At 57.6% G+C, this 17,680-nt stretch carries 17 protein-coding genes; 8 read left to right on the forward strand and 9 right to left on the reverse strand.

Annotation, left to right across the window (positions count from 1 at the left end; all coding sequences use genetic code 11):
- The first annotated feature begins 67 nt into the window (after positions 1-67).
- Positions 68-496, forward strand: coding sequence for a universal stress protein UspG (uspG, locus tag FHC52_RS08660; protein WP_008501017.1), 429 nt, complete (start codon positions 68-70; stop codon positions 494-496).
- A gap of 61 nt (positions 497-557) precedes the next feature.
- Here uspG and ahpF read toward each other — a convergent pair whose 3' ends face one another.
- Both ahpF and ahpC read right to left on the reverse strand, forming a co-directional pair.
- Positions 558-2,123 (reverse strand): alkyl hydroperoxide reductase subunit F, encoded by a 1,566-nt coding sequence (gene ahpF / locus FHC52_RS08665; protein ID WP_063436470.1) that lies wholly within the window; start codon positions 2,121-2,123, stop codon positions 558-560.
- A 187-nt stretch (positions 2,124-2,310) separates the two neighbouring features.
- Positions 2,311-2,874 (reverse strand): alkyl hydroperoxide reductase subunit C, encoded by a 564-nt coding sequence (gene ahpC / locus FHC52_RS08670; RefSeq protein ID WP_008501015.1) that lies wholly within the window; start codon positions 2,872-2,874, stop codon positions 2,311-2,313.
- A gap of 675 nt (positions 2,875-3,549) precedes the next feature.
- Between ahpC and FHC52_RS08675 the strand changes: the two genes are divergently transcribed.
- From FHC52_RS08675 to FHC52_RS08685, 3 genes are all read left to right on the forward strand, one after another.
- Positions 3,550-4,449 (forward strand): DNA-binding transcriptional repressor CitR, encoded by a 900-nt coding sequence (locus FHC52_RS08675; protein WP_220420025.1) that lies wholly within the window; start codon positions 3,550-3,552, stop codon positions 4,447-4,449.
- Positions 4,450-4,606: 157 nt separating this feature from the next.
- Entirely contained in the window at positions 4,607-5,830 is a 1,224-nt protein-coding gene (locus FHC52_RS08680) for a phosphoadenosine phosphosulfate reductase (protein ID WP_021242593.1), read from the forward strand.
- Positions 5,815-6,441 carry a ParB/RepB/Spo0J family partition protein gene (locus tag FHC52_RS08685; protein WP_032656202.1) on the forward strand — a complete coding sequence of 209 codons (627 nt, stop codon included), beginning with the start codon at positions 5,815-5,817 and terminating at the stop codon, positions 6,439-6,441. Before FHC52_RS08680 ends, FHC52_RS08685 begins: the two co-directional genes overlap by 16 nt.
- Here the strand turns inward: FHC52_RS08685 and FHC52_RS08690 are convergent, their stop codons facing one another.
- Positions 6,442-7,602 (reverse strand): pyridoxal phosphate-dependent aminotransferase, encoded by a 1,161-nt coding sequence (locus FHC52_RS08690; RefSeq protein ID WP_220420026.1) that lies wholly within the window; start codon positions 7,600-7,602, stop codon positions 6,442-6,444. It lies immediately after the preceding gene.
- Between the two features lie 248 nt (positions 7,603-7,850).
- On the opposite strand from FHC52_RS08690, the gene FHC52_RS08695 reads away from it, so the two are divergent.
- From FHC52_RS08695 to FHC52_RS08705, 3 genes are read left to right on the forward strand one after another with little or no spacing between them, the layout of a single operon-like run.
- Positions 7,851-8,465 carry a methylthioribulose 1-phosphate dehydratase gene (locus tag FHC52_RS08695; protein WP_008501010.1) on the forward strand — a complete coding sequence of 205 codons (615 nt, stop codon included), beginning with the start codon at positions 7,851-7,853 and terminating at the stop codon, positions 8,463-8,465.
- A complete protein-coding gene (gene mtnC, locus FHC52_RS08700; protein ID WP_126288516.1) occupies positions 8,462-9,151 on the forward strand; it encodes an acireductone synthase in 690 nt (229 codons plus the stop codon). The genes FHC52_RS08695 and mtnC overlap by 4 nt, the downstream gene beginning before the upstream one ends.
- Positions 9,148-9,690 carry an acireductone dioxygenase gene (locus FHC52_RS08705; protein WP_126288518.1) on the forward strand — a complete coding sequence of 181 codons (543 nt, stop codon included), beginning with the start codon at positions 9,148-9,150 and terminating at the stop codon, positions 9,688-9,690. The genes mtnC and FHC52_RS08705 overlap by 4 nt, the downstream gene beginning before the upstream one ends.
- A 53-nt stretch (positions 9,691-9,743) precedes the next feature.
- On the opposite strand, the gene FHC52_RS08710 is transcribed toward FHC52_RS08705, so the two are convergent.
- Positions 9,744-10,214: an SRPBCC family protein gene (locus tag FHC52_RS08710; RefSeq protein WP_220420027.1), complete on the reverse strand. Its 471-nt coding sequence runs from the start codon at positions 10,212-10,214 to the stop codon at positions 9,744-9,746.
- 42 nt (positions 10,215-10,256) lie between these two features.
- On the reverse strand, positions 10,257-11,273 hold the full coding sequence (gene mtnA / locus FHC52_RS08715; RefSeq protein ID WP_126288522.1) for an S-methyl-5-thioribose-1-phosphate isomerase: 1,017 nt from the start codon (positions 11,271-11,273) through the stop codon (positions 10,257-10,259).
- Between the two features lie 104 nt (positions 11,274-11,377).
- Here mtnA and mtnK point away from each other — a divergent pair, with 104 nt between their 5' ends.
- Positions 11,378-12,577, forward strand: a complete 1,200-nt coding sequence (gene mtnK, locus FHC52_RS08720; RefSeq protein ID WP_126288524.1) for an S-methyl-5-thioribose kinase — start codon at positions 11,378-11,380, stop codon at positions 12,575-12,577.
- Between the two features lie 87 nt (positions 12,578-12,664).
- Here the strand turns inward: mtnK and FHC52_RS08725 are convergent, their stop codons facing one another.
- The 4 genes from FHC52_RS08725 to FHC52_RS08740 form a co-directional block, all read right to left on the reverse strand.
- Positions 12,665-13,906, reverse strand: a complete 1,242-nt coding sequence (locus tag FHC52_RS08725) for an LVIVD repeat-containing protein (RefSeq protein WP_032674350.1) — start codon at positions 13,904-13,906, stop codon at positions 12,665-12,667.
- An 83-nt stretch (positions 13,907-13,989) separates the two neighbouring features.
- The gene (locus FHC52_RS08730) at positions 13,990-15,054 is read right to left on the reverse strand and encodes a sugar ABC transporter substrate-binding protein (RefSeq protein ID WP_126288526.1); all 1,065 of its coding nucleotides are present in this window, start codon (positions 15,052-15,054) and stop codon (positions 13,990-13,992) included.
- A 19-nt stretch (positions 15,055-15,073) separates the two neighbouring features.
- Positions 15,074-16,069 carry an ABC transporter permease gene (locus FHC52_RS08735; RefSeq protein ID WP_123922757.1) on the reverse strand — a complete coding sequence of 332 codons (996 nt, stop codon included), beginning with the start codon at positions 16,067-16,069 and terminating at the stop codon, positions 15,074-15,076.
- On the reverse strand, positions 16,066-17,568 hold the full coding sequence (locus FHC52_RS08740) for a sugar ABC transporter ATP-binding protein (RefSeq protein WP_220420028.1): 1,503 nt from the start codon (positions 17,566-17,568) through the stop codon (positions 16,066-16,068). The genes FHC52_RS08735 and FHC52_RS08740 overlap by 4 nt, the downstream gene beginning before the upstream one ends.
- Positions 17,569-17,680: the final 112 nt, after the last annotated feature.

The raw sequence follows: 17,680 nt of genomic DNA on the forward strand, positions 1-17,680 counted from the left end.
GCTTACAGAAACCATGACTATTTTGTGGTTGAATGAGTACAGCGTTTATAAACAAGGAGAAACGGGTATGTATCAGAGAATCATTATGCCGGTTGATGTTTTTGAAATGGAGCTGAGCGACAAGGCCGTACGCCACGCGGAGTTTCTGGCGCAGCAGGACGGTGTCATCCATCTGCTACACGTGCTGCCAGGCTCCGCCAGCCTGAGCCTGCACCGCTTTGCCGCCGATGTGCGTCGCTTCGAGGAACATTTGCAGCACGAAGCGGAAAATCGCCTGCAAACCATGGTCAGCCACTTCAGCATCGACCCTTCACGGATCAAAACACACGTCAGATTCGGCAGCGTACGCGATGCGGTCAATGAGCTGGCGACCGAACTGAAGGCAGACGTGGTGGTTATCGGTTCGCGTAACCCGTCCATTACCACGCATCTGCTGGGCTCTAACGCCTCCAGCGTCATCCGCCACACCCATATACCGGTGATGGTCGTTAGATAAAAAAAAGAGGCCACCTTTCGGTGGCCTCTCGCTATTGCAGGTGTAGCCTTACTTTCTTTTCTTATGCGGTTTTGGTGCGGATCAGGTAGTCAAACGCGCTCAGAGACGCCTTCGCCCCTTCGCCCGTGGCGATAATAATCTGTTTGTACGGCACGGTGGTGCAGTCGCCGGCCGCAAACACGCCTTTCACGCTGGTTTCACACTTGGCATCGATGATGATTTCGCCCATGCGGTTGCGCTCAATCGCCCCTTCCAGCCAGGTGGTGTTTGGCAGCAGACCAATCTGCACGAAGATCCCTGAAAGCTGCACGCTGTGCACGTCGCCGCTCACGCGGTCGCGGTATTCCAGACCGGTGACCTTGCTGCCGTCGCCCTTCACTTCCGTGGTCTGCGCGTTCAGTATGATGTCGACGTTTTTCAGGCTGCGCACTTTATCCTGCAGAACCTGGTCGGCCTTCATGTCTGGCGCGAACTCCAGCAGGGTTACATGTTCAACAATCCCCGCCAGATCGATCGCCGCTTCCACGCCGGAGTTTCCGCCGCCGATCACCGCCACGCGCTTACCTTTAAACAGCGGGCCGTCGCAGTGCGGGCAATAGGTCACGCCTTTGGTACGGTACTGATCTTCGCCCGGCACGTTCATGTTGCGCCATTTCGCGCCGGTGGCAATGATGATGCTGCGCGCTTTCAGCACCGCGCCGGAGGCGGTTTCAATCTGGTGTAAACCACCCTCGACCGCTGCCGGAACCAGCCTGCTGGCGCTCTGGCTGTCGATCACATCCACGTCGTAATCGCTGACGTGCGCCTTCAGCGCACCGGCCAGCTTCTGGCCTTCGGTTTTCGGCACGGAGATATAGTTTTCAATGTCCACGGTATCCAGTACCTGGCCACCAAAACGTTCGCCCATCAGGCCGGTACGGATACCTTTACGTGCGGAGTATACTGCCGCCGCCGCCCCCGCAGGGCCGGAACCGACAATCAGCACGTCGTAAGCATCACGTTTGTTCAGCGCTTCTGCGGCACGTTTTTCGGCACCGGTATCCACTTTGGCGACGATTTCCGTCAGCGTCATACGGCCCTGGCCGAATTCCTGACCGTTCAGATACACCGCCGGAACGCCCATCACGTTGCGATCGGTGATTTCATTCTGGAAGGTACCGCCATCAATTGCCGTGTGTTTGATGCGCGGGTTGAGGACCGACATCAGGTTCAGCGCCTGCACCACGTCAGGACAGTTGTGGCAGGAGAGCGAGTAATAGGTTTCAAACTCAAAATCACCGTCGATATCGCGGATCTGCTCCAGCAGCGCCTGCGCCTCTTTCGACGGATGACCGCCGGTCCACAGCAGCGCCAGCACCAGCGAGGTAAATTCATGCCCCAGCGGCGAGCCGGCAAAACGCGGCCCCAGCTCAGAGCCTGGGTTAGTGATCAGGAAAGACGGCTTACGGACGTTAAGCGAGTTATCCTCTTTGAAGGTCACTTTTGGTGACAGTTCAGCGATCTCTGCCAGCAGTTCCTTGATCTCTGCCGATTTCGCGCTGTCGTCCAGCGTGGCAATCAGCTCAACGGGTTTGGTCAGTTTCTCAAGGTAGGCCTTGAGCTGGGTTTTCATCGTGGTGTCGAGCATGGTTCTTCCCTCTCTTAAAACGTCATCATGCAAGCTGCCTTATACGGGCGGCCTGAATGCAACTTGCATCATGGTGCTGGAATGAAATGGGCGCGGGTGCGCCCATTGATTGCCGGGTGGCTCGTCGTTTACCCGGCCTACGATACTGTAGGCCTGTGCAAGCGCAGCGCCGCCAGGCTTTACAGACTTAGATCTTGCCGACCAGATCTAAAGATGGCGCCAGCGTTGCTTCGCCTTCTTTCCATTTAGCCGGGCACACTTCGCCTGGGTGAGAAGCGACATACTGCGCTGCTTTTACTTTACGCAGCAGGTCAGACGCATCACGGCCGATACCTTCAGCGGTAACTTCGATAGCCTGGATAATGCCCTGCGGGTCAACAACGAAGGTCGCACGGTCAGCCAGGCCTTCATCTTCACGCATGTTGTCGAAGTTACGGGTCAGGGCGCCAGTCGGGTCACCGATCATCGCGTATTTGATTTTGGCGATGGTTTCAGAGCTGCTGTGCCATGCTTTGTGGGTGAAGTGGGTATCGGTAGACACAGAGTAAACGTCTACGCCCAGCTTCTGCAGTTCGTCGTAATGGTCAGCCACGTCGCCCAGTTCGGTCGGGCAAACGAAGGTGAAGTCAGCCGGATAGAAGAAGAAGACGCTCCAGCGACCTTCGGTATCTTTCTCGGTTACTTCGATGAACTCACCGTTTTTGAACGCCTGGTTTTTGAAAGGTTTAATTTTAGTGTTAATCAAAGACATCTGTACTTCCTCCGTGTTTTCGTTGAGATGTAAGGTAACCAACTTTATCCATCGGGGCTAATGCGTATGCTTTATCAAATCAATCAGCCAAACCTTACAAAGCCAACAAGACAACCTTGTGAACGGAACTAACGGAAAGCCTGAACGTAAAAAGGCCGCCCTGGTGGGCGGCCCTGATACCTGAACTTTCCACAGGAACTTTCAGTGCCAGCCTGGGCTGGCGTTGCGTTGCGCTCTACATACCTTATTTCAGGCCGTAACAGCGGTTTGATTACAGCACCGGTTTTCAGTTTGGGCAATGCGTCACGCCGGCATTCCGCCCTATGGCTGTGATAGGTTTTACCGAATAGCCTCCGCGTCTGCCTGACTCAACGAGAGGCTTAATAATGAGAATGAGTTGCAATAAGTGGTCTGCCTGGTGGCCAGAACGAAAGTGACAATAATGAGTCACAGCGAATGTATAACCAATAATGGTTATTTGAGAACAACGCCGCAAGTTTTAAAGATAAAAATATCTTAATAACGGCTGAAGTTCTATTTCAATAATCCAGCCTCGTGATATATTAAGCTCGTATTTAAAACAAATTAAGTAGGTTAATCACAAGGATTGTAAATGATTAACTTCGAACTATAGTTATCAGTAATGTGATGACAACAACACACTCAGGATGATTTATGGCAAATCTTTACGACCTTAAAAAATTCGATCTTAATCTGTTAGCCATTTTTGAGTGCATTTATCAGCACCTTAGCATTAGCAAGGCAGCGGAAACACTCTATATCACGCCCTCAGCAGTGAGCCAGTCCCTGCAACGCCTGCGCGCGCAACTGAATGACCCGCTTTTTATTCGTTCGGGTAAAGGCATTACCCCGACGACGGTGGGGATCAATTTGCATCACCATCTGGAAGAAAACCTTAATAGCATTGAGCAAACCATTAATATCCTGAATAACGCGCAGATCAAAAAGAGCTTTGTCATCTACTGCCCGCAGATTGTGGCCCATGGGCGCTTCGGCGGCCTGCTAAGCTCTCTGCTTGCAGACGAAAATTACGACATAGAACATAATGATGTGCTCTTATCTCCTGAGTCAGCCGAGGATTTGCTCGCCTACCGCAAGGCCGACCTGGTGTTTAGCTTTGCTCCCGTTAACAGTCGCTCTATCGTCTGTACCCGCTTTATGAAGTTAGCAATGCTGTTGGCGTGCAGCAAAGATCACCCCCGCCTCGGCGATAGCGCAACGATTGAGGAACTCAGCCAGGAAAAATTCACGCTGATGCGCAGTCAGGAGAATGGCATAAAAGAGTTCCAGCTGCAGTCAAACATTCTCCTTCCGGAACGCAACGTCTGTTTCCGCAGTGACTCACTGCTTTCGATTATGAATATTATTGGCGTGAGTGATTTAATAGGCTTTGTACCAACAATATTGTTTGAACGATATAAAGACCATCTCAACCTGAAGAGCATTTCCTTGCCTTTTGCGATTCCTCAAGTAGATGTTTACATGCTTTACAATCGCTCGGCGTTAAACAGCAGCGTGTTTACGCAATTCATTGAAAAAATCGAAGTGGAATAACTTGCGATATCGCCTGAATACTTTTTAATTACATTCGGGCAACAAATCCTTTAATGGAAGATCTTATTCTTCCGGTTTCTCCTTAATATCTTTACTATTCATGGTTAATCAGCGTAAATAAAAGCCCCCGACAGTCATACTCAGGAAGAGATTGAACATGTCACTGTATAAATATCCCCTGCAGCTTAACGTGCTGGAGGCCGCGCAGGAGCGCATCGGCTGGACGTTCGCCACCTTTTCCCGCATCTGCGTCTCCTTCTCCGGCGGCAAAGACTCTACCGTCATGCTGCATCTCACCGCGCAAATGGCCCGGGCGCAAAAACGAAAAATCAGCGTGCTTTTTATTGACTGGGAAGCACAGTTCTCCTGCACCATTGAGCACGTTAATGCGCTGCGCGAAGGCTACCGGGACGTCATCGAGCACTTTTACTGGGTGGCGCTTCCGCTGACCACGCAAAATTCCCTCTCACAGTATCAGCCTGAATGGCAATGCTGGGCGCCGGACGTGCGCTGGGTGCGCCAGCCACCGGAAGGCGCCATCACCGCTGCGGATTATTTTGATTTTTACCAGACGGGAATGACCTTTGAAGCCTTTGTCCGCTCGTTTTCCGACTGGTTTGCCCTGCACCGTCCGGCAGCCATGCTGGTGGGCATTCGCGCCGATGAATCCTACAACCGATTTTTGACCATCGCCAACAACCGCAAGCATCGCTTCGCGGACGATAAGCCATGGACAACCACCGCGCCCGGCGGGCACGCGTGGTACGTCTATCCTCTTTACGACTGGAAAACCGCAGACATCTGGACATGGTTTGCAAAATCCGGAAGCAGCTATAACCCGCTCTACAACCTCATGTTTCAGGCGGGCGTCCCGCCGCGCTATATGCGCATCTGCGAGCCCTTCGGCCCGGAACAGCGCCAGGGACTCTGGCTCTATCACGTTCTCGAGCCTGAGCGCTGGGCCGCCATGTGCGAGCGCGTCAGCGGCGTGCGCAGCGGCGGCTTCTACGCCGGGCAGGACAACCACTTTTATGGCCACCGGAAAATCCTCAAACCCGATCACCTCGGCTGGCGCGACTACGCCATGCTCCTGCTGAACAGCATGCCGCAAAACACGGCTGAGCATTACCGCAATAAAATCGCGATCTATCTGCACTGGTATCAGAAGAGAGGCATGCCGGATATCCCCGAGACGCAGGACGGCGATATCGGCGCCAAAGACATCCCCTCATGGCGCCGTATTTGTAAGGTTTTACTTAATAATGACTACTGGTGCAGGGCGCTGTCGTTCAGCCCGAATAAACCTAAACATTATCAGCGCTACAGCGAACGAGTGAAGGCGAAGCGCAAGGAGTGGGGCATTTTATGCGACAAAGAATAATTACCGAGATCGAAACGTACCTTCAGTCACTTTGCGAGGAGGATCGGATTACTGCCATCAATGCCTTTCGCGAAGCGATCCATAAAAACAGCCCTTTTCGCGAGCAACCGATAGACTGCGTTCTCTGGATCAAACAGGACGCGATTATCGCTAACGACTACAACCCCAATAACGTTGCCCCTCCGGAAAAACGGCTGCTCAGCAAGTCACTCGAACTCGATGGATTCACCCAACCTATTGTTGTGACGGAAAGTGAAGCCCATCACTACGAAATTGTGGATGGCTTTCATCGCCACGAAATCGGCAAAAATCGGGCGGCGTTGAAGCGTCAGCTCAGAGGATATCTCCCCGTCACCTGCCTGCGCCAGCACCGGCAGGATAAACATGACCGTATGGCCGCCACGATTCGCCACAATCGGGCGCGGGGTCGGCATCAAATCAACGCCATGTCAGATATCGTGCGCGAACTGGCACAGCTCGGCTGGAATGATGAGCGAATAGGCAAAGAGCTGGGCATGGACAGCGACGAGGTGCTGCGCCTCAAGCAAATCAACGGTCTGCTGGAGCTGTTTGCAGACCGCCGTTACTCAGAAGCGTGGACGGTGAAATAATCAGAGCGTGTTCAAACGCTCCGCCGCCGCCAGCAGCGTCGATTCCTGCTTCGCAAAGCACAGGCGGATCAGCTTGTGCGGGAAGGGATCGGCGCAGAACACCGACAGCGGAATAGCGGCCACCCCCACCTCTTTCGTTAGCCACTGGCAAAAGCTAACGTCGTCCAGTTCGGAAATCGCGCTGTAGTCGGCGAGCAGGAAATAGGTTCCTTCAGACGGCAAAATTTCCAGGCGGCTTTGGCTCAGCGCCGCCACAAACAGATCCCGACGTTCACGATAGAAGTGCGGCAGCTCGCGGTAATGCGCGGGTTCCGCGCGCAGCATATCCGCCAGCGCCAGCTGAGCCGGCGTGTTCACGGCAAACGTCAGGTACTGATGCACTTTGCGCAGCTCAGCGCTGATGGCCGCCGGGGCCACGCAGTACCCTACCTTCCAGCCGGTCATATGGTAGGTCTTACCAAACGAAGAGACGGCGATTGCACGCTCGCGAAGCTGCGGATGCGCCAGCACGCTGGCGTGCCCTTCCTCTGCAAAGCAGATGTGCTCGTACACTTCGTCGCTCAGAACATAAATCTCACGTTCGGCAATGGCCTGCCACAGCGCGGCGAAATCGGCCTTTTGCCACACCGTCGCCGACGGGTTGTGCGGCGTATTCAGGATCACCAGGCGGGTTTTATCGCTCAGCAGCGCGGCAAACGCCTGCCAGTCAGGGCGGAAATGCGGCGGCTGGAGCGCCACGCGTTTCACCACGCCGCCGGAGAGTTCAACCGCAGGCGCATAGCTGTCGTAGCTCGGATCAAAGCAGATGACTTCATCCCCCGCGCGCACCAGCGCGGTGATGGCCGCGTACAGCGCTTCGGTTGCCCCTGCCGTCACCGTGATGTCGGTGTTCGCATCGGGCTTATGGCCATACAGCTCCGCCGTTTTGTCGGCAATCGCTTCCCGCAGCGCCTGCACGCCCGTCATCGGCGCATACTGATTCGCCCCCTGCGCAACGTGGTACGCCAGGCGCTCCTGCAAATAGCCTGGCCCGTCAAAATCCGGAAACCCTTGCGAAAGGTTAATGGCGTTGTGCTGCTGCGCCAGGGCGCTCATCTGCGTAAAGATGGTGGTACCGAGACCGGGAAGTTTACTCTGCGGGATCAATGCGTTATTGCTCATTTTGTTGTGCCTGCTTTTAATACTTATGTTGCTGCCACTATAACACGATGTTAGTCTTTGGCAATCAAGACGCTTAGACGTCTATACCCTAAATAATTCGAGTTACAGGAAGGCGGCAAGGGAACGAATCCCCGGGAGCGTACATAAGTACGTGACTGGGGTGAGTGAGTGCAGCCAACGCACCTGCAACTTGAAGTATGACGGGTATAAACCATATGAATATTCCTGGCCGAGAGGGTAAAAGGAAAATGACAGACAACCTGCAACTCACGCATCTAGTCGACGCCTGCCGCTGGATCGGTGCCAAAGGCTGGGCGCCCGCTACCGGCGGTAACATGTCGGTGCGTCAGGACGAACATCTCTGCTGGCTCAGCGAATCCGGCAAGGACAAAGGTAGCCTCACAACCGATGACTTTCTGCAGGTGGAGATCGCCACCAACCGCGCGCCGTCCGGTCGCAAACCGTCGGCGGAGACCGGTCTGCACACGCTGATTTATCGCCTGTTCCCGGAAGCCAACGCCGTGCTGCACGTTCACACGGTTAACGCCACGGTGCTGTCGCGTCTGGTCAAAGAGGCCGAGCTCACCATCAGCGGCTTTGAGATGCAAAAATCCCTCACCGGACAAACCACGCATCTGGATACGGTGGCTATCCCGGTCTTTGATAACGACCAGGATATCGACGCCCTCGCCTCACGCATCGCCCATTACGCCCAGGAACGGCCGCTTAATTATGGTTTTCTTCTGCGCGGTCATGGCTTAACCTGCTGGGGACGCGACGTGGCCGAAGCCCGGCGTCATCTGGAAGGATTAGAGTTCTTATTTGAATGCGAAATGCGTTTACGACAACTGGAGAGAGTATGATTCGCGCGATTGTGACGGATATTGAAGGGACCACCAGCGATATTCGTTTTGTCCATGATGTTTTGTTCCCCTACGCGCGTGAGCGACTGTCGGCCTTCGTGACCGCGCAGCAGTACGCCGAGCCGGTCAAATCCATTCTGGACAACCTGCGTGATGAAATCGCTAACCCACACGCCAGCGTCAGCGAACTTATCGACGCCCTGTTTGCCTTTATGGATGAAGACCGTAAATCTACGGCACTTAAAGCGCTGCAGGGGATCATCTGGCACGACGGCTACGTTAACGGCGACTTTACCGGCCATCTCTACCCGGACGTGCTCCCGGCGCTGGAAAAATGGAAAGCGCAAGGGATTGATCTCTATGTTTATTCCTCTGGCTCCGTCGCCGCGCAGAAACTGTTATTTGGCTACAGCGACGAAGGTGATATTACTCATCTGTTCAGCGGCTATTTCGACACCCACATCGGCGCCAAGCGCGAGGTGCAGTCTTATCAGAACATTGCGGCGCAAACGGGCATCGCCCCGTCGCAGATCCTCTTCCTCTCCGATATTCATCAGGAGCTGGACGCGGCTGAACAGGCAGGTTTTCGTACCCTGCAGCTGATTCGCGGCGATGATGACGGCGCAAGCCACCACCATCAGGTCCACCAGTTTGACGAAATTAACCCGGAGCAGATCCCTTCATGAGCGCATTGACCATTTATTCCGACAAAGACGCCAGTCAACACCAGTGGCACAGCACCGACGCCGCCGAGATTGCCCAACAGCTCAACGCGAAGGGCGTGCGGTTTGAACGCTGGGCGGCGGATCGCAATTTAGGACACGATCCCGCACCTGAAGCCGTGATCGAGGCGTATCAACATGCGATCGACAAACTGGTTGCAGAGAAGGGTTACCAGAGCTGGGACGTGATCAGCCTGCGCGCCGACAATCCGCAGAAAGACGCGCTGCGCGCGAAGTTCCTGAACGAACACACCCACGGCGAAGACGAAGTGCGCTTTTTCGTGGAAGGCGCGGGCTTGTTCTGCCTGCACATCGGCGATGAGGTATATCAGGTCTTGTGCGAGAAAAACGACCTGATCTCCGTGCCCGCGGGCACGCCGCACTGGTTTGATATGGGCTCAGAGCCGAACTTTACGGCGATTCGTATTTTCGACAATCCGGAAGGCTGGGTTGCCCAGTTTACCGGTGACGCAATTGCGGATGCGTATCCGCGGTTGGCCTGATCTTTTCTCCCTCTCCCTGTGGGAGAGGGTCGGGGTGAGGGCACCAGCGCGCACTAAGCGTTAAGCCCTTTCACATACGCCACCAGCTGATCCAGCACAATCCCCCACCCTTCGTGAAATCCCATCTGTTCATGCTGCTCGCGGATCTCCTTCGTGGGGTGGCGCGCAATCGCCGTATAGCGGGTTTTCCCCTCCCCGGCGTCTTCCAGCAACAAAATTCCCGTCATAAACGACTTCTCGGCCGGTTTCCAGCCTTCGGTATAGCCGTCGGTAAAGACCAGCTTTTTCGCCGGGTCGATTTCAAGAAACACGCCCCGGTTATCCATCCGCTGACCGTCCACCTCAAACACGGTGTTGAACCGCCCGCCCACGCGGAGATCGAGATCGCAGTCGGTCACCTTATGCGGTGCAGGGATGAAGAAGTGTTTGATGTGTTCGGGCGTGGTCCAGCAGAGCCACAGGAGGTCGCGCGGTGCGTCCACCACGCGCTCCAGTTTTAAGTCTGTTTCAGGGTCGAGCGTCACGATGTTGTCCTCTTAAGGGAGCCCCTTAAAGGATAGCCGGACTCAGGCAAATTTCCCTTCTGCAACCTCTTCCGGCGTGACCACGCCCGTATCCAGCACCCAGCCGCTAATCAGCGAGGCTGGGGTCACGTCAAACGCCGGGTTGTAGACCTTCGCGTTTTCCGGCGCCCACTGCACCGCGCCAAAGCTTCCGGCGACGCCCATCACCTCGCTGGCGGCGCGCTGCTCAATCGGGATCGCGTCGCCATTCGGGCAGTCCGGGTCGAGGGTCGTTTGCGGCGCGGCCACGTAGAACGGAATGCCGTGGAATTTTGCCAGCACCGCCAGGGAATAGGTGCCGATTTTGTTCGCCACGTCGCCGTTAGCCGCAATGCGGTCTGCGCCCACCCACACGGCGTCGACCTGCCCTTTCGCCATCAGGCTGGCGGCCATGGAGTCGGTAATTAGCTGATACGGCACGCCCAGCTCGCCCAGCTCCCACGCGGTTAATCTTCCCCCCTGCAGCAGCGGGCGGGTTTCATCGACCCAGACGTTGCTGACGTTGCCTTCCTGGTGCGCGCGAGCAATGACCCCCAGCGCGGTGCCGACGCCCGCCGTTGCCAGCCCGCCGGTGTTGCAGTGGGTCAGCAGACGGCTGCCGGGCTTCACCAGCGCGCTGCCCGCGCTGGCAATCGCGTCACAGAGCCGTTTGTCTTCGTCAATCAGGCGCAGCGCTTCGGCCACCAGCGCCGGAACAAAATCTTCCTGCCACAGCGCCCACTTCATGCGGTCGAGGTTGTTCATCAGGTTCACCGCCGTCGGGCGGGACGCGCGCAGGGTTTCCAGCGCAACCGCCAGCTCGTCGCGGCTTTTGCCGTTTTCCGCCAGCAGCGCCAGCAGTAGGCTTGCAGAGAGACCGATCAGCGGCGCGCCGCGCACCCGCAGGGCGTGAATATGTCCTACCAGCGCCTCTACCGTTGAGGCATCCAGCCAGCGTTTCTCCTGCGGAAGGGCCTGCTGGTCGAGTATAAAGAGCTGATTATCCGCTACCCGCAGGCTGGTCGTCTGTAATGTCTGCATGTCGTTAATTCCCTGTTGCGTTGTTGTAGCACATTGTGTCAGGATGAAATCCAGATGTATAGACGTCTACATGTCTTTATTAGCAAACCCGTGAGGAGCAGGCCATGTCGCAATACCGTACCTTTACCGCTCAGGACGCCGTGGAATATGCCAGGCAATTTGGCGGCCTTGACGATCCTTCATCGCTGGTGGAGGCGCAGGAGGTAGGCGACGGCAACCTCAATCTGGTGTTTAAAATTTTCGACAGCGCGGGCGTGAGCCGCATCATCGTCAAGCAGGCGCTGCCCTACGTGCGCTGCGTCGGCGAGTCCTGGCCGCTGACGCTGGATCGCGCCCGTCTGGAGGCGCAAACGCTGGTCGAGCACCACCGGCACAGCCCGCAGCACACCGTGAAAATCCACCACTTTGACCCGGAACTGGCGGTAATGGTGATGGAAGATCTCTCCAGCCATCGCATCTGGCGCGGCGAGCTGATCAAAAATAATTATTACCCGCAGGCGGCGCGTCAGCTGGGTGAATACCTCGCGCACGCGCTGTTCCACACCAGCGATTTCTTCCTGCACCCGCACGAGAAGAAAGCGCAGGTGGCGAAATTCATCAACCCGGAGATGTGCGAGATCACCGAAGATCTGTTCTTCAACGATCCGTACCAGATCCACGAACGCAACAGCTACCCGGCCGAGCTGGAAAATGACGTCGCCGCGCTAAGCGACGACGCCCAGCTGAAAATTGCCGTGGCCTCCCTCAAGCACCGCTTCTTTTCTCAGGCTGAAGCCCTGCTGCACGGAGACATCCACAGCGGCTCGATTTTTGTGGCCGACGGCAGCCTGAAGGCCATCGACGCTGAGTTCGGCTATTTCGGCCCGATTGGATTTGATGTCGGCACCGCCATCGGCAACCTGCTGCTCAACTTCTGCGGCCTGCCGGGGCACCTGGGCATTCGCGATGCCGCCGCCGCGCGCGAGCAGCGCCTGACCGATATTCAGGAGCTGTGGAACACCTTCGCGGAACGCTTCCAGGCGCTGGCGCACGAGAAAACGCGCGACGCGGCGCTCAGCGCGCCGGGCTATGCCTCCGCGTTCCTGAAAAAGGTCTGGCATGACGCCATCGGCTTCTGCGGCACCGAACTCATTCGCCGCAGCGTCGGGCTTTCCCACGTCGCGGATATCGACACCATTCAGGACGAGGCGATGCGCCACGAATGCCTGCGCCACGCGATAACGCTCGGCAAGGCGCTGATCGTGATTGCCGATCGTATCGACAGCGCGGAAGATCTGGTGGCGCGGGTGCGGCAGTACAGTTGAGAACGTTTGCCCGGTGGCGCTACGCTTACCGGGCCTACGGGTGCAAAATGTAGGCCGGGTAAGGCGAAGCCGCCACCCGGCAAAAACTCACCCCAGATACTCAATTACCGACAGCCCGCCGTTATAGTCCGTGCTGTAGATAATCCCCTGCGCATCCACAAACACGTCGCACGACTGGATCACCTGCGGGCGATTCGGGCGGGTATCCATCATTTTCGCCGGCGCGGCAGGCACCAGCGCCCCCGTTTCAACCGGCCGATACGGATTGGAGATGTCATACGCGCGCACGCCCGCATTCTGATAGGTGGCAAAAATCAGCGTTGAGCTGACAAAGCTCCCCGGCCGGTTCTCGTGCAGGTTGTGCGGGCCGAAATGCGCCCCTTTCGCCACGTAGTCGATTTCATCCGGCTGCGGGAAGGTAGAGATGCTGACCGGGTTCGACGGCTCGCGAATATCAAACAGCCAGATCAGCTTCTCGCCGTCTTCCTGGTTATCGAGCACCGCTTCGTCCAGCACCACCAGCAGATCGCGGTCCGGCAGCGGCAGCGCGGTGTGCGTGCCGCCGCCAAACGGCGGACTCCAGTTGCGGTGGCTAATGAGCTTAGGCTGGGTACGATCCTTCACGTCCAGCAGCGTCAGGCCGCCGTCGCGCCAGCTGCCGTACGCGGTATCGCCGGCAATAATCGCATGGTGGAGCGCGTAGCGTTTCCCTTCCGGCCAGTTAGGCTTCTCCCCTTCTGCCTGATTCATCCCCGGCAGCCACCAGCGCCCTGCCACCTCAGGCTTACGCGGGTCGGCCAGGTCAATCGTCAGAAAGATGTAGTCGGTAAAGCCGTCAATAAGCGCCGACACGTACGCCCAGCGGCCACCGACGTACCAGATGCGGTGAATGCCGATGCCGCTCAGCGACAGAAAGCCGATTTCGCGCGGCCTGTCCGGCGTGGAGATATCAAACACGCGCAGCCCGGCGCTCCAGCCTTTGTCCTGCACGTCGCTGACGGTCTCGCCCACCTGCCGGGTGTAGTAGACCTTCTCGTCGGCAAAACGCGCATCGGCAAACAGATCCCGGGCGTTGATGACCAGCAGCAGGTCATCATGCGCCTGCAGATGCACGTTCCAGGTGCCGGGCGGCGCGGGCACGTAGCCCGCCGCTTTTGGGTTTTTCGGATCGCGCACGTCGACAATCGAAAAGCCCTGCGACACCATATGGCCGATATAAGCGAAACCGCGGTGCACCATCAGCTGCACGCCGTCCGGGCGACCGCCCTGAACGCTATGGCCAATCAGCCGCATATTGCGGCTGTATTCGGGAGGGGGTAAATGAGTCACCTTGAGCTCCTTTCGCCGGGTGGCGGCTGCGCCTTACCCGGCCTACCAAACCGTAGACCCGGTAAGCGAAGCGCCACCGGGCATTATTTTGACTTGGCTTCCAGCGTCGCAAACCACGGCGCAATGAAATCTTCCGTCTGTCCCCAGCCCGGAATGATTTTCCCCAGCGACGCCACGTTCACCGCGCCCGGCTGGGTGGTCAGCAGCGTCTGCGGAATCGCGGCCGCCTTAAAATCGTAGGTCGCAGGCGTGGCTTCCCCGGCAATCTTATTGGCGATCAGGCGCACGTTGGTCGCCCCAATCAGCTTCGGATCCACCGCCACGCTCACCTTCCACGGGCTGCCCGGCTCGCGCATCAGCTGCAGATCCTGGTTGGAGATGTCGATGCTGTAGAGTTTGATCTCGGTACGGCCGTTCTCCTTCAGCGCCTTATACGCCCCCTGGCTGAAGGCGTCCCAGGTTCCCCAGATGGCGTCGATTTTGCCTTTCGGGTATTTCGCGAGGATCGCGCCCACCTTGTTGGCGGTGTCGCCCTGCACGTCAGAGGAGACCGCGCCGATAGACTCCAGCTCTTTGATGTCCGGGTACTGTTTTTGCAGCTCTTTATACGCCGCCTGACGACGCTCCATCGGCGGGAAGCCCGCTACCCACAGCTTGACGATATTGGCCTTGCCGTTGAAATCTTTCGCCAGCTGGCCGAAGGAGAGATTCGTCAGAGAGGCATCGTCCTGCTGGGTAACGGTCACGCCCGGGATCTCGCCGTTGACGGCGGTATCAAACACGGCAACCTTAATCCCGGCGTCCACCGCCTTCTTCACCAGCGCGGTGGAGTACGGATCGCGGCCCTGAGACAGGATAATCCCGTCGTACTTCTGGCTGATGGCCTGGTTCACGAAGTCCTGGAATTTGGCGTCGTCCCCGTTGCTTAAAAAGGTGCTGACCTTAAAGCCAAGCTTCTTCCCTTCCTGAATGGCCCCGGCAATAAACTGCGTGGTGTTGTCGTCTGAGCCGAGGTTACGGATCACCGCAATGCGAATGGGGCCGTCATGGTTGGCAATGGCCGCCGGGAGCGGTGCGGGCGTGGCCGCGAAGCCAGGCAGAGCGGTGAATAACCCTAATGCCACCAAAGAGAGTGCAATCTTTTTCATTTTTTATCCCGTTGTGTTGTCAGCGTTTTTGTATGTAGGTAATCGCCAGCGCTACCGCGAGCACCAGCCCTTTTATAATGTCCATGGCGTAATACGGCACGGAGAGCATCACCAGCCCGTTCGACAGCACGCCGAGAATCACCGCCCCGACCAGGGTGCCCAGGGCATTCGGCTTGCCGGATCCGGCCAGCGAGAAGCCGATCCACGCCGCCGCTACCGCATCCATCAGATAACCGCCGCCCGCGTTCACCTGCGATGAGCCAATGCGCGAGGCCAGCAAAATCCCGCCCAGGCCCGCCAGCAGGGAGGCAATCACGTAGGCCGCCACCTTGTAGCGGGTGGTGCGAATCCCCGAGAGGCGCGCCGCTTCCGGGTTACCGCCAATGGCGTACATCCGACGACCGTGAGTGGTGAGCGACAGCCCCAGCTGCGCCAGAACCGTCACCACCAGCATGACGATCACGATAGTCGGCACCTGTCCCAGCAGGCTGAACGTCGCAGGGATGGTGCCTTCCGCCATGTCGCCGCTCGGCAGCACCATGTTCTCGGTAATCGACCCGCCGTAGCTGTAGGTCATCGCCACGCCCTGGATCACAAACAGGCTGGCCAGCGTCGCGAGCATGTCCGGAATGCGCAGGATAACGATCAGAAAGGCGTTAAACAGCCCCACCAGCATGCAGAGCGCGAGGGTAATCAGAATCGACTCGGTGGTGCCGAAGCCGTGCCAGACGAAAAGCGAAATCACCAGCGCGTTCGCCAGCGACGCGGTAGACCCCACGGAGAGATCGAACCCGCCGATGGTCAGCGAGATCGACACGCCGATGGCAATCACCGTCACGATGGCAATCGAACGCAGAATATTGATGATATTGTTCGGATCGAGGAAGCTGTCCGACGCCAGGCCAAAGACGGCCACCAGCGCGACGACGGTTAACAGCATGCCCCACTTGTAGAGAAAATCGAAAATCTGCTGACGGCCAGACGCCGTCGCGTTTACTGAAAGGGCCTTGCTCACGACGCCGTTCCTCCGGTTGAATAATAAAGTAGTGTCTCTTCACGGGCCTCGGCCCCGGCGATTTCCGCCACGATGCGCCCGTCCCACAGGACGCAGATGCGGTCGCACAGCCCGACCAGTTCGGCAAATTCGCCCGAGGCGTAAATCACCCCTTTGCCCTCGCGCGCCAGGCCGTCAATCAGCTGGAAGAGATCGGTTTTGGCCTTCACGTCCACGCCTTTGGTCGGCTCGTCGAAGATCAGCACGCTCGCGTCATTGCGCAGCCACTTGCCGATGGCGACCTTCTGCTGGTTGCCGCCAGATAAGCGACGCAGCACCTGCCCCGGCCCGCGCGTGCGCACGCCGACGCGGGCAATCACCTCTTCCGCCCAGCGCCACGCCTGACGATGGCCGAACAGGCTCCAGCGCGAAAAGCTGTTATCGGCGCACACGGCAAGGTTCATGCTCACCGGCTCGTCGATAAAAATGCCCTCTTTGCGCCGCTCTTCCGGCACCAGCGCCAGGCCGCGCAGCACCGAGTCCGCCGGGTCGCGCGGCTGCCAGGGCTGTTGATTCAGCTCACCGCGCGCCACGCGGCTTTTGCTGGCGCCAAACAGCGCCTTACAGAGTTCTGTTTTGCCCGCGCCCGCCAGCCCGGCAATACCGAGAATTTCGCCCTTGCGCAGGTGCAGCGAGATATCTTTCAGCAGCGCGTCGTCGTGCAGCCCTTCTACCCGCAGCAGCGTTTCGTCGCCGTGCGGCGGCCGCGCGGGCGGGTAGATATCGCTGAGCACGTGGCCGAGCATCTTCTCGACGATCGCTTCGCCGCTCAGATCGGCCATCGGGCCGGACTCAATCAGCTTGCCGTCGCGGAGCACCGTCAGGGTGTCGCAGATGGCCTTCAGCTCGTGAATGCGATGGGAGATAAACACCACGCCGATGCCTTGCTGCTTTAACCGTCTCACCACCGCAAACAGGCGCTCGCTCTCGTGCGCGTCCAGCGGCGCGGTGGGCTCATCAAGAATGAGAAAACGGCAGTGGTGTGACAGGGCGCGCGCCAGCAAAATCTGCTGCTTTTCGGCAAGCGTGCAGCTGTCGATGGAACGGCGTACGTCCAGAGCAACGTCCAGCTGCGCCAGCGCCTGTCTTGCCTGCTGGCGGGTCGCGCGCCAGTTGAAGCGATGCCCCGGCTGCGCCAGCTGGTCGAGCATGATGTTCTCGGCGATGCTCAACCCCGGGATCAGCGCCACGTCCACCTCCTGCTGCACGAGGTGGATCCCCAGCCGTTTGGCATCAAGCGGTTCGCGGATCGTCACCGGCTGGTTGTTAATGCTGATCTCACCCTCATAGTGGTTGTGCGTGCCGCACAGCACCGCCATCAGGGTCGATTTCCCCGCGCCGTTGGCGCCGGTCAGCGCATGTACCGATCCGCCGGTTAAGGTGAAATTCACGCGCGACAGCGCCTGAAAGCCGGAAAAGGCCAGGCTGATACCGCGCATTTCAAGGCGACTGGAAACCATCCGCGTAAATCCTTCATTACTCTTCTGATTTATCGAATTTTTCACAGCTCCGGTTGACTGACAACGACGGAAAAGGCATAAGATAAAGCGAAATATTATTAGCCATCCGGAT

Origin of the sequence: Enterobacter sp. EC_64 (genome assembly GCF_019584165.1) — a bacterium.
Classification (GTDB): domain Bacteria; phylum Pseudomonadota; class Gammaproteobacteria; order Enterobacterales; family Enterobacteriaceae; genus Enterobacter; species Enterobacter roggenkampii.

Coding starts and splice junctions, on each gene's coding strand:
- mtnC (WP_126288516.1), top strand. CDS start 8,462: ATGATTCGCGCGATTGTGACGGATATTGAAGGGACCACCAGCGATATT.
- FHC52_RS08685 (WP_032656202.1), top strand. CDS start 5,815: ATGCGACAAAGAATAATTACCGAGATCGAAACGTACCTTCAGTCACTT.
- uspG (WP_008501017.1), top strand. CDS start 68: ATGTATCAGAGAATCATTATGCCGGTTGATGTTTTTGAAATGGAGCTG.
- FHC52_RS08730 (WP_126288526.1), bottom strand. CDS start 15,054: ATGAAAAAGATTGCACTCTCTTTGGTGGCATTAGGGTTATTCACCGCT.
- FHC52_RS08705 (WP_126288518.1), top strand. CDS start 9,148: ATGAGCGCATTGACCATTTATTCCGACAAAGACGCCAGTCAACACCAG.
- mtnA (WP_126288522.1), bottom strand. CDS start 11,273: ATGCAGACATTACAGACGACCAGCCTGCGGGTAGCGGATAATCAGCTC.
- ahpC (WP_008501015.1), bottom strand. CDS start 2,874: ATGTCTTTGATTAACACTAAAATTAAACCTTTCAAAAACCAGGCGTTC.
- mtnK (WP_126288524.1), top strand. CDS start 11,378: ATGTCGCAATACCGTACCTTTACCGCTCAGGACGCCGTGGAATATGCC.
- FHC52_RS08690 (WP_220420026.1), bottom strand. CDS start 7,602: ATGAGCAATAACGCATTGATCCCGCAGAGTAAACTTCCCGGTCTCGGT.
- ahpF (WP_063436470.1), bottom strand. CDS start 2,123: ATGCTCGACACCACGATGAAAACCCAGCTCAAGGCCTACCTTGAGAAA.
- FHC52_RS08740 (WP_220420028.1), bottom strand. CDS start 17,568: ATGGTTTCCAGTCGCCTTGAAATGCGCGGTATCAGCCTGGCCTTTTCC.
- FHC52_RS08695 (WP_008501010.1), top strand. CDS start 7,851: ATGACAGACAACCTGCAACTCACGCATCTAGTCGACGCCTGCCGCTGG.
- FHC52_RS08675 (WP_220420025.1), top strand. CDS start 3,550: ATGGCAAATCTTTACGACCTTAAAAAATTCGATCTTAATCTGTTAGCC.
- FHC52_RS08680 (WP_021242593.1), top strand. CDS start 4,607: ATGTCACTGTATAAATATCCCCTGCAGCTTAACGTGCTGGAGGCCGCG.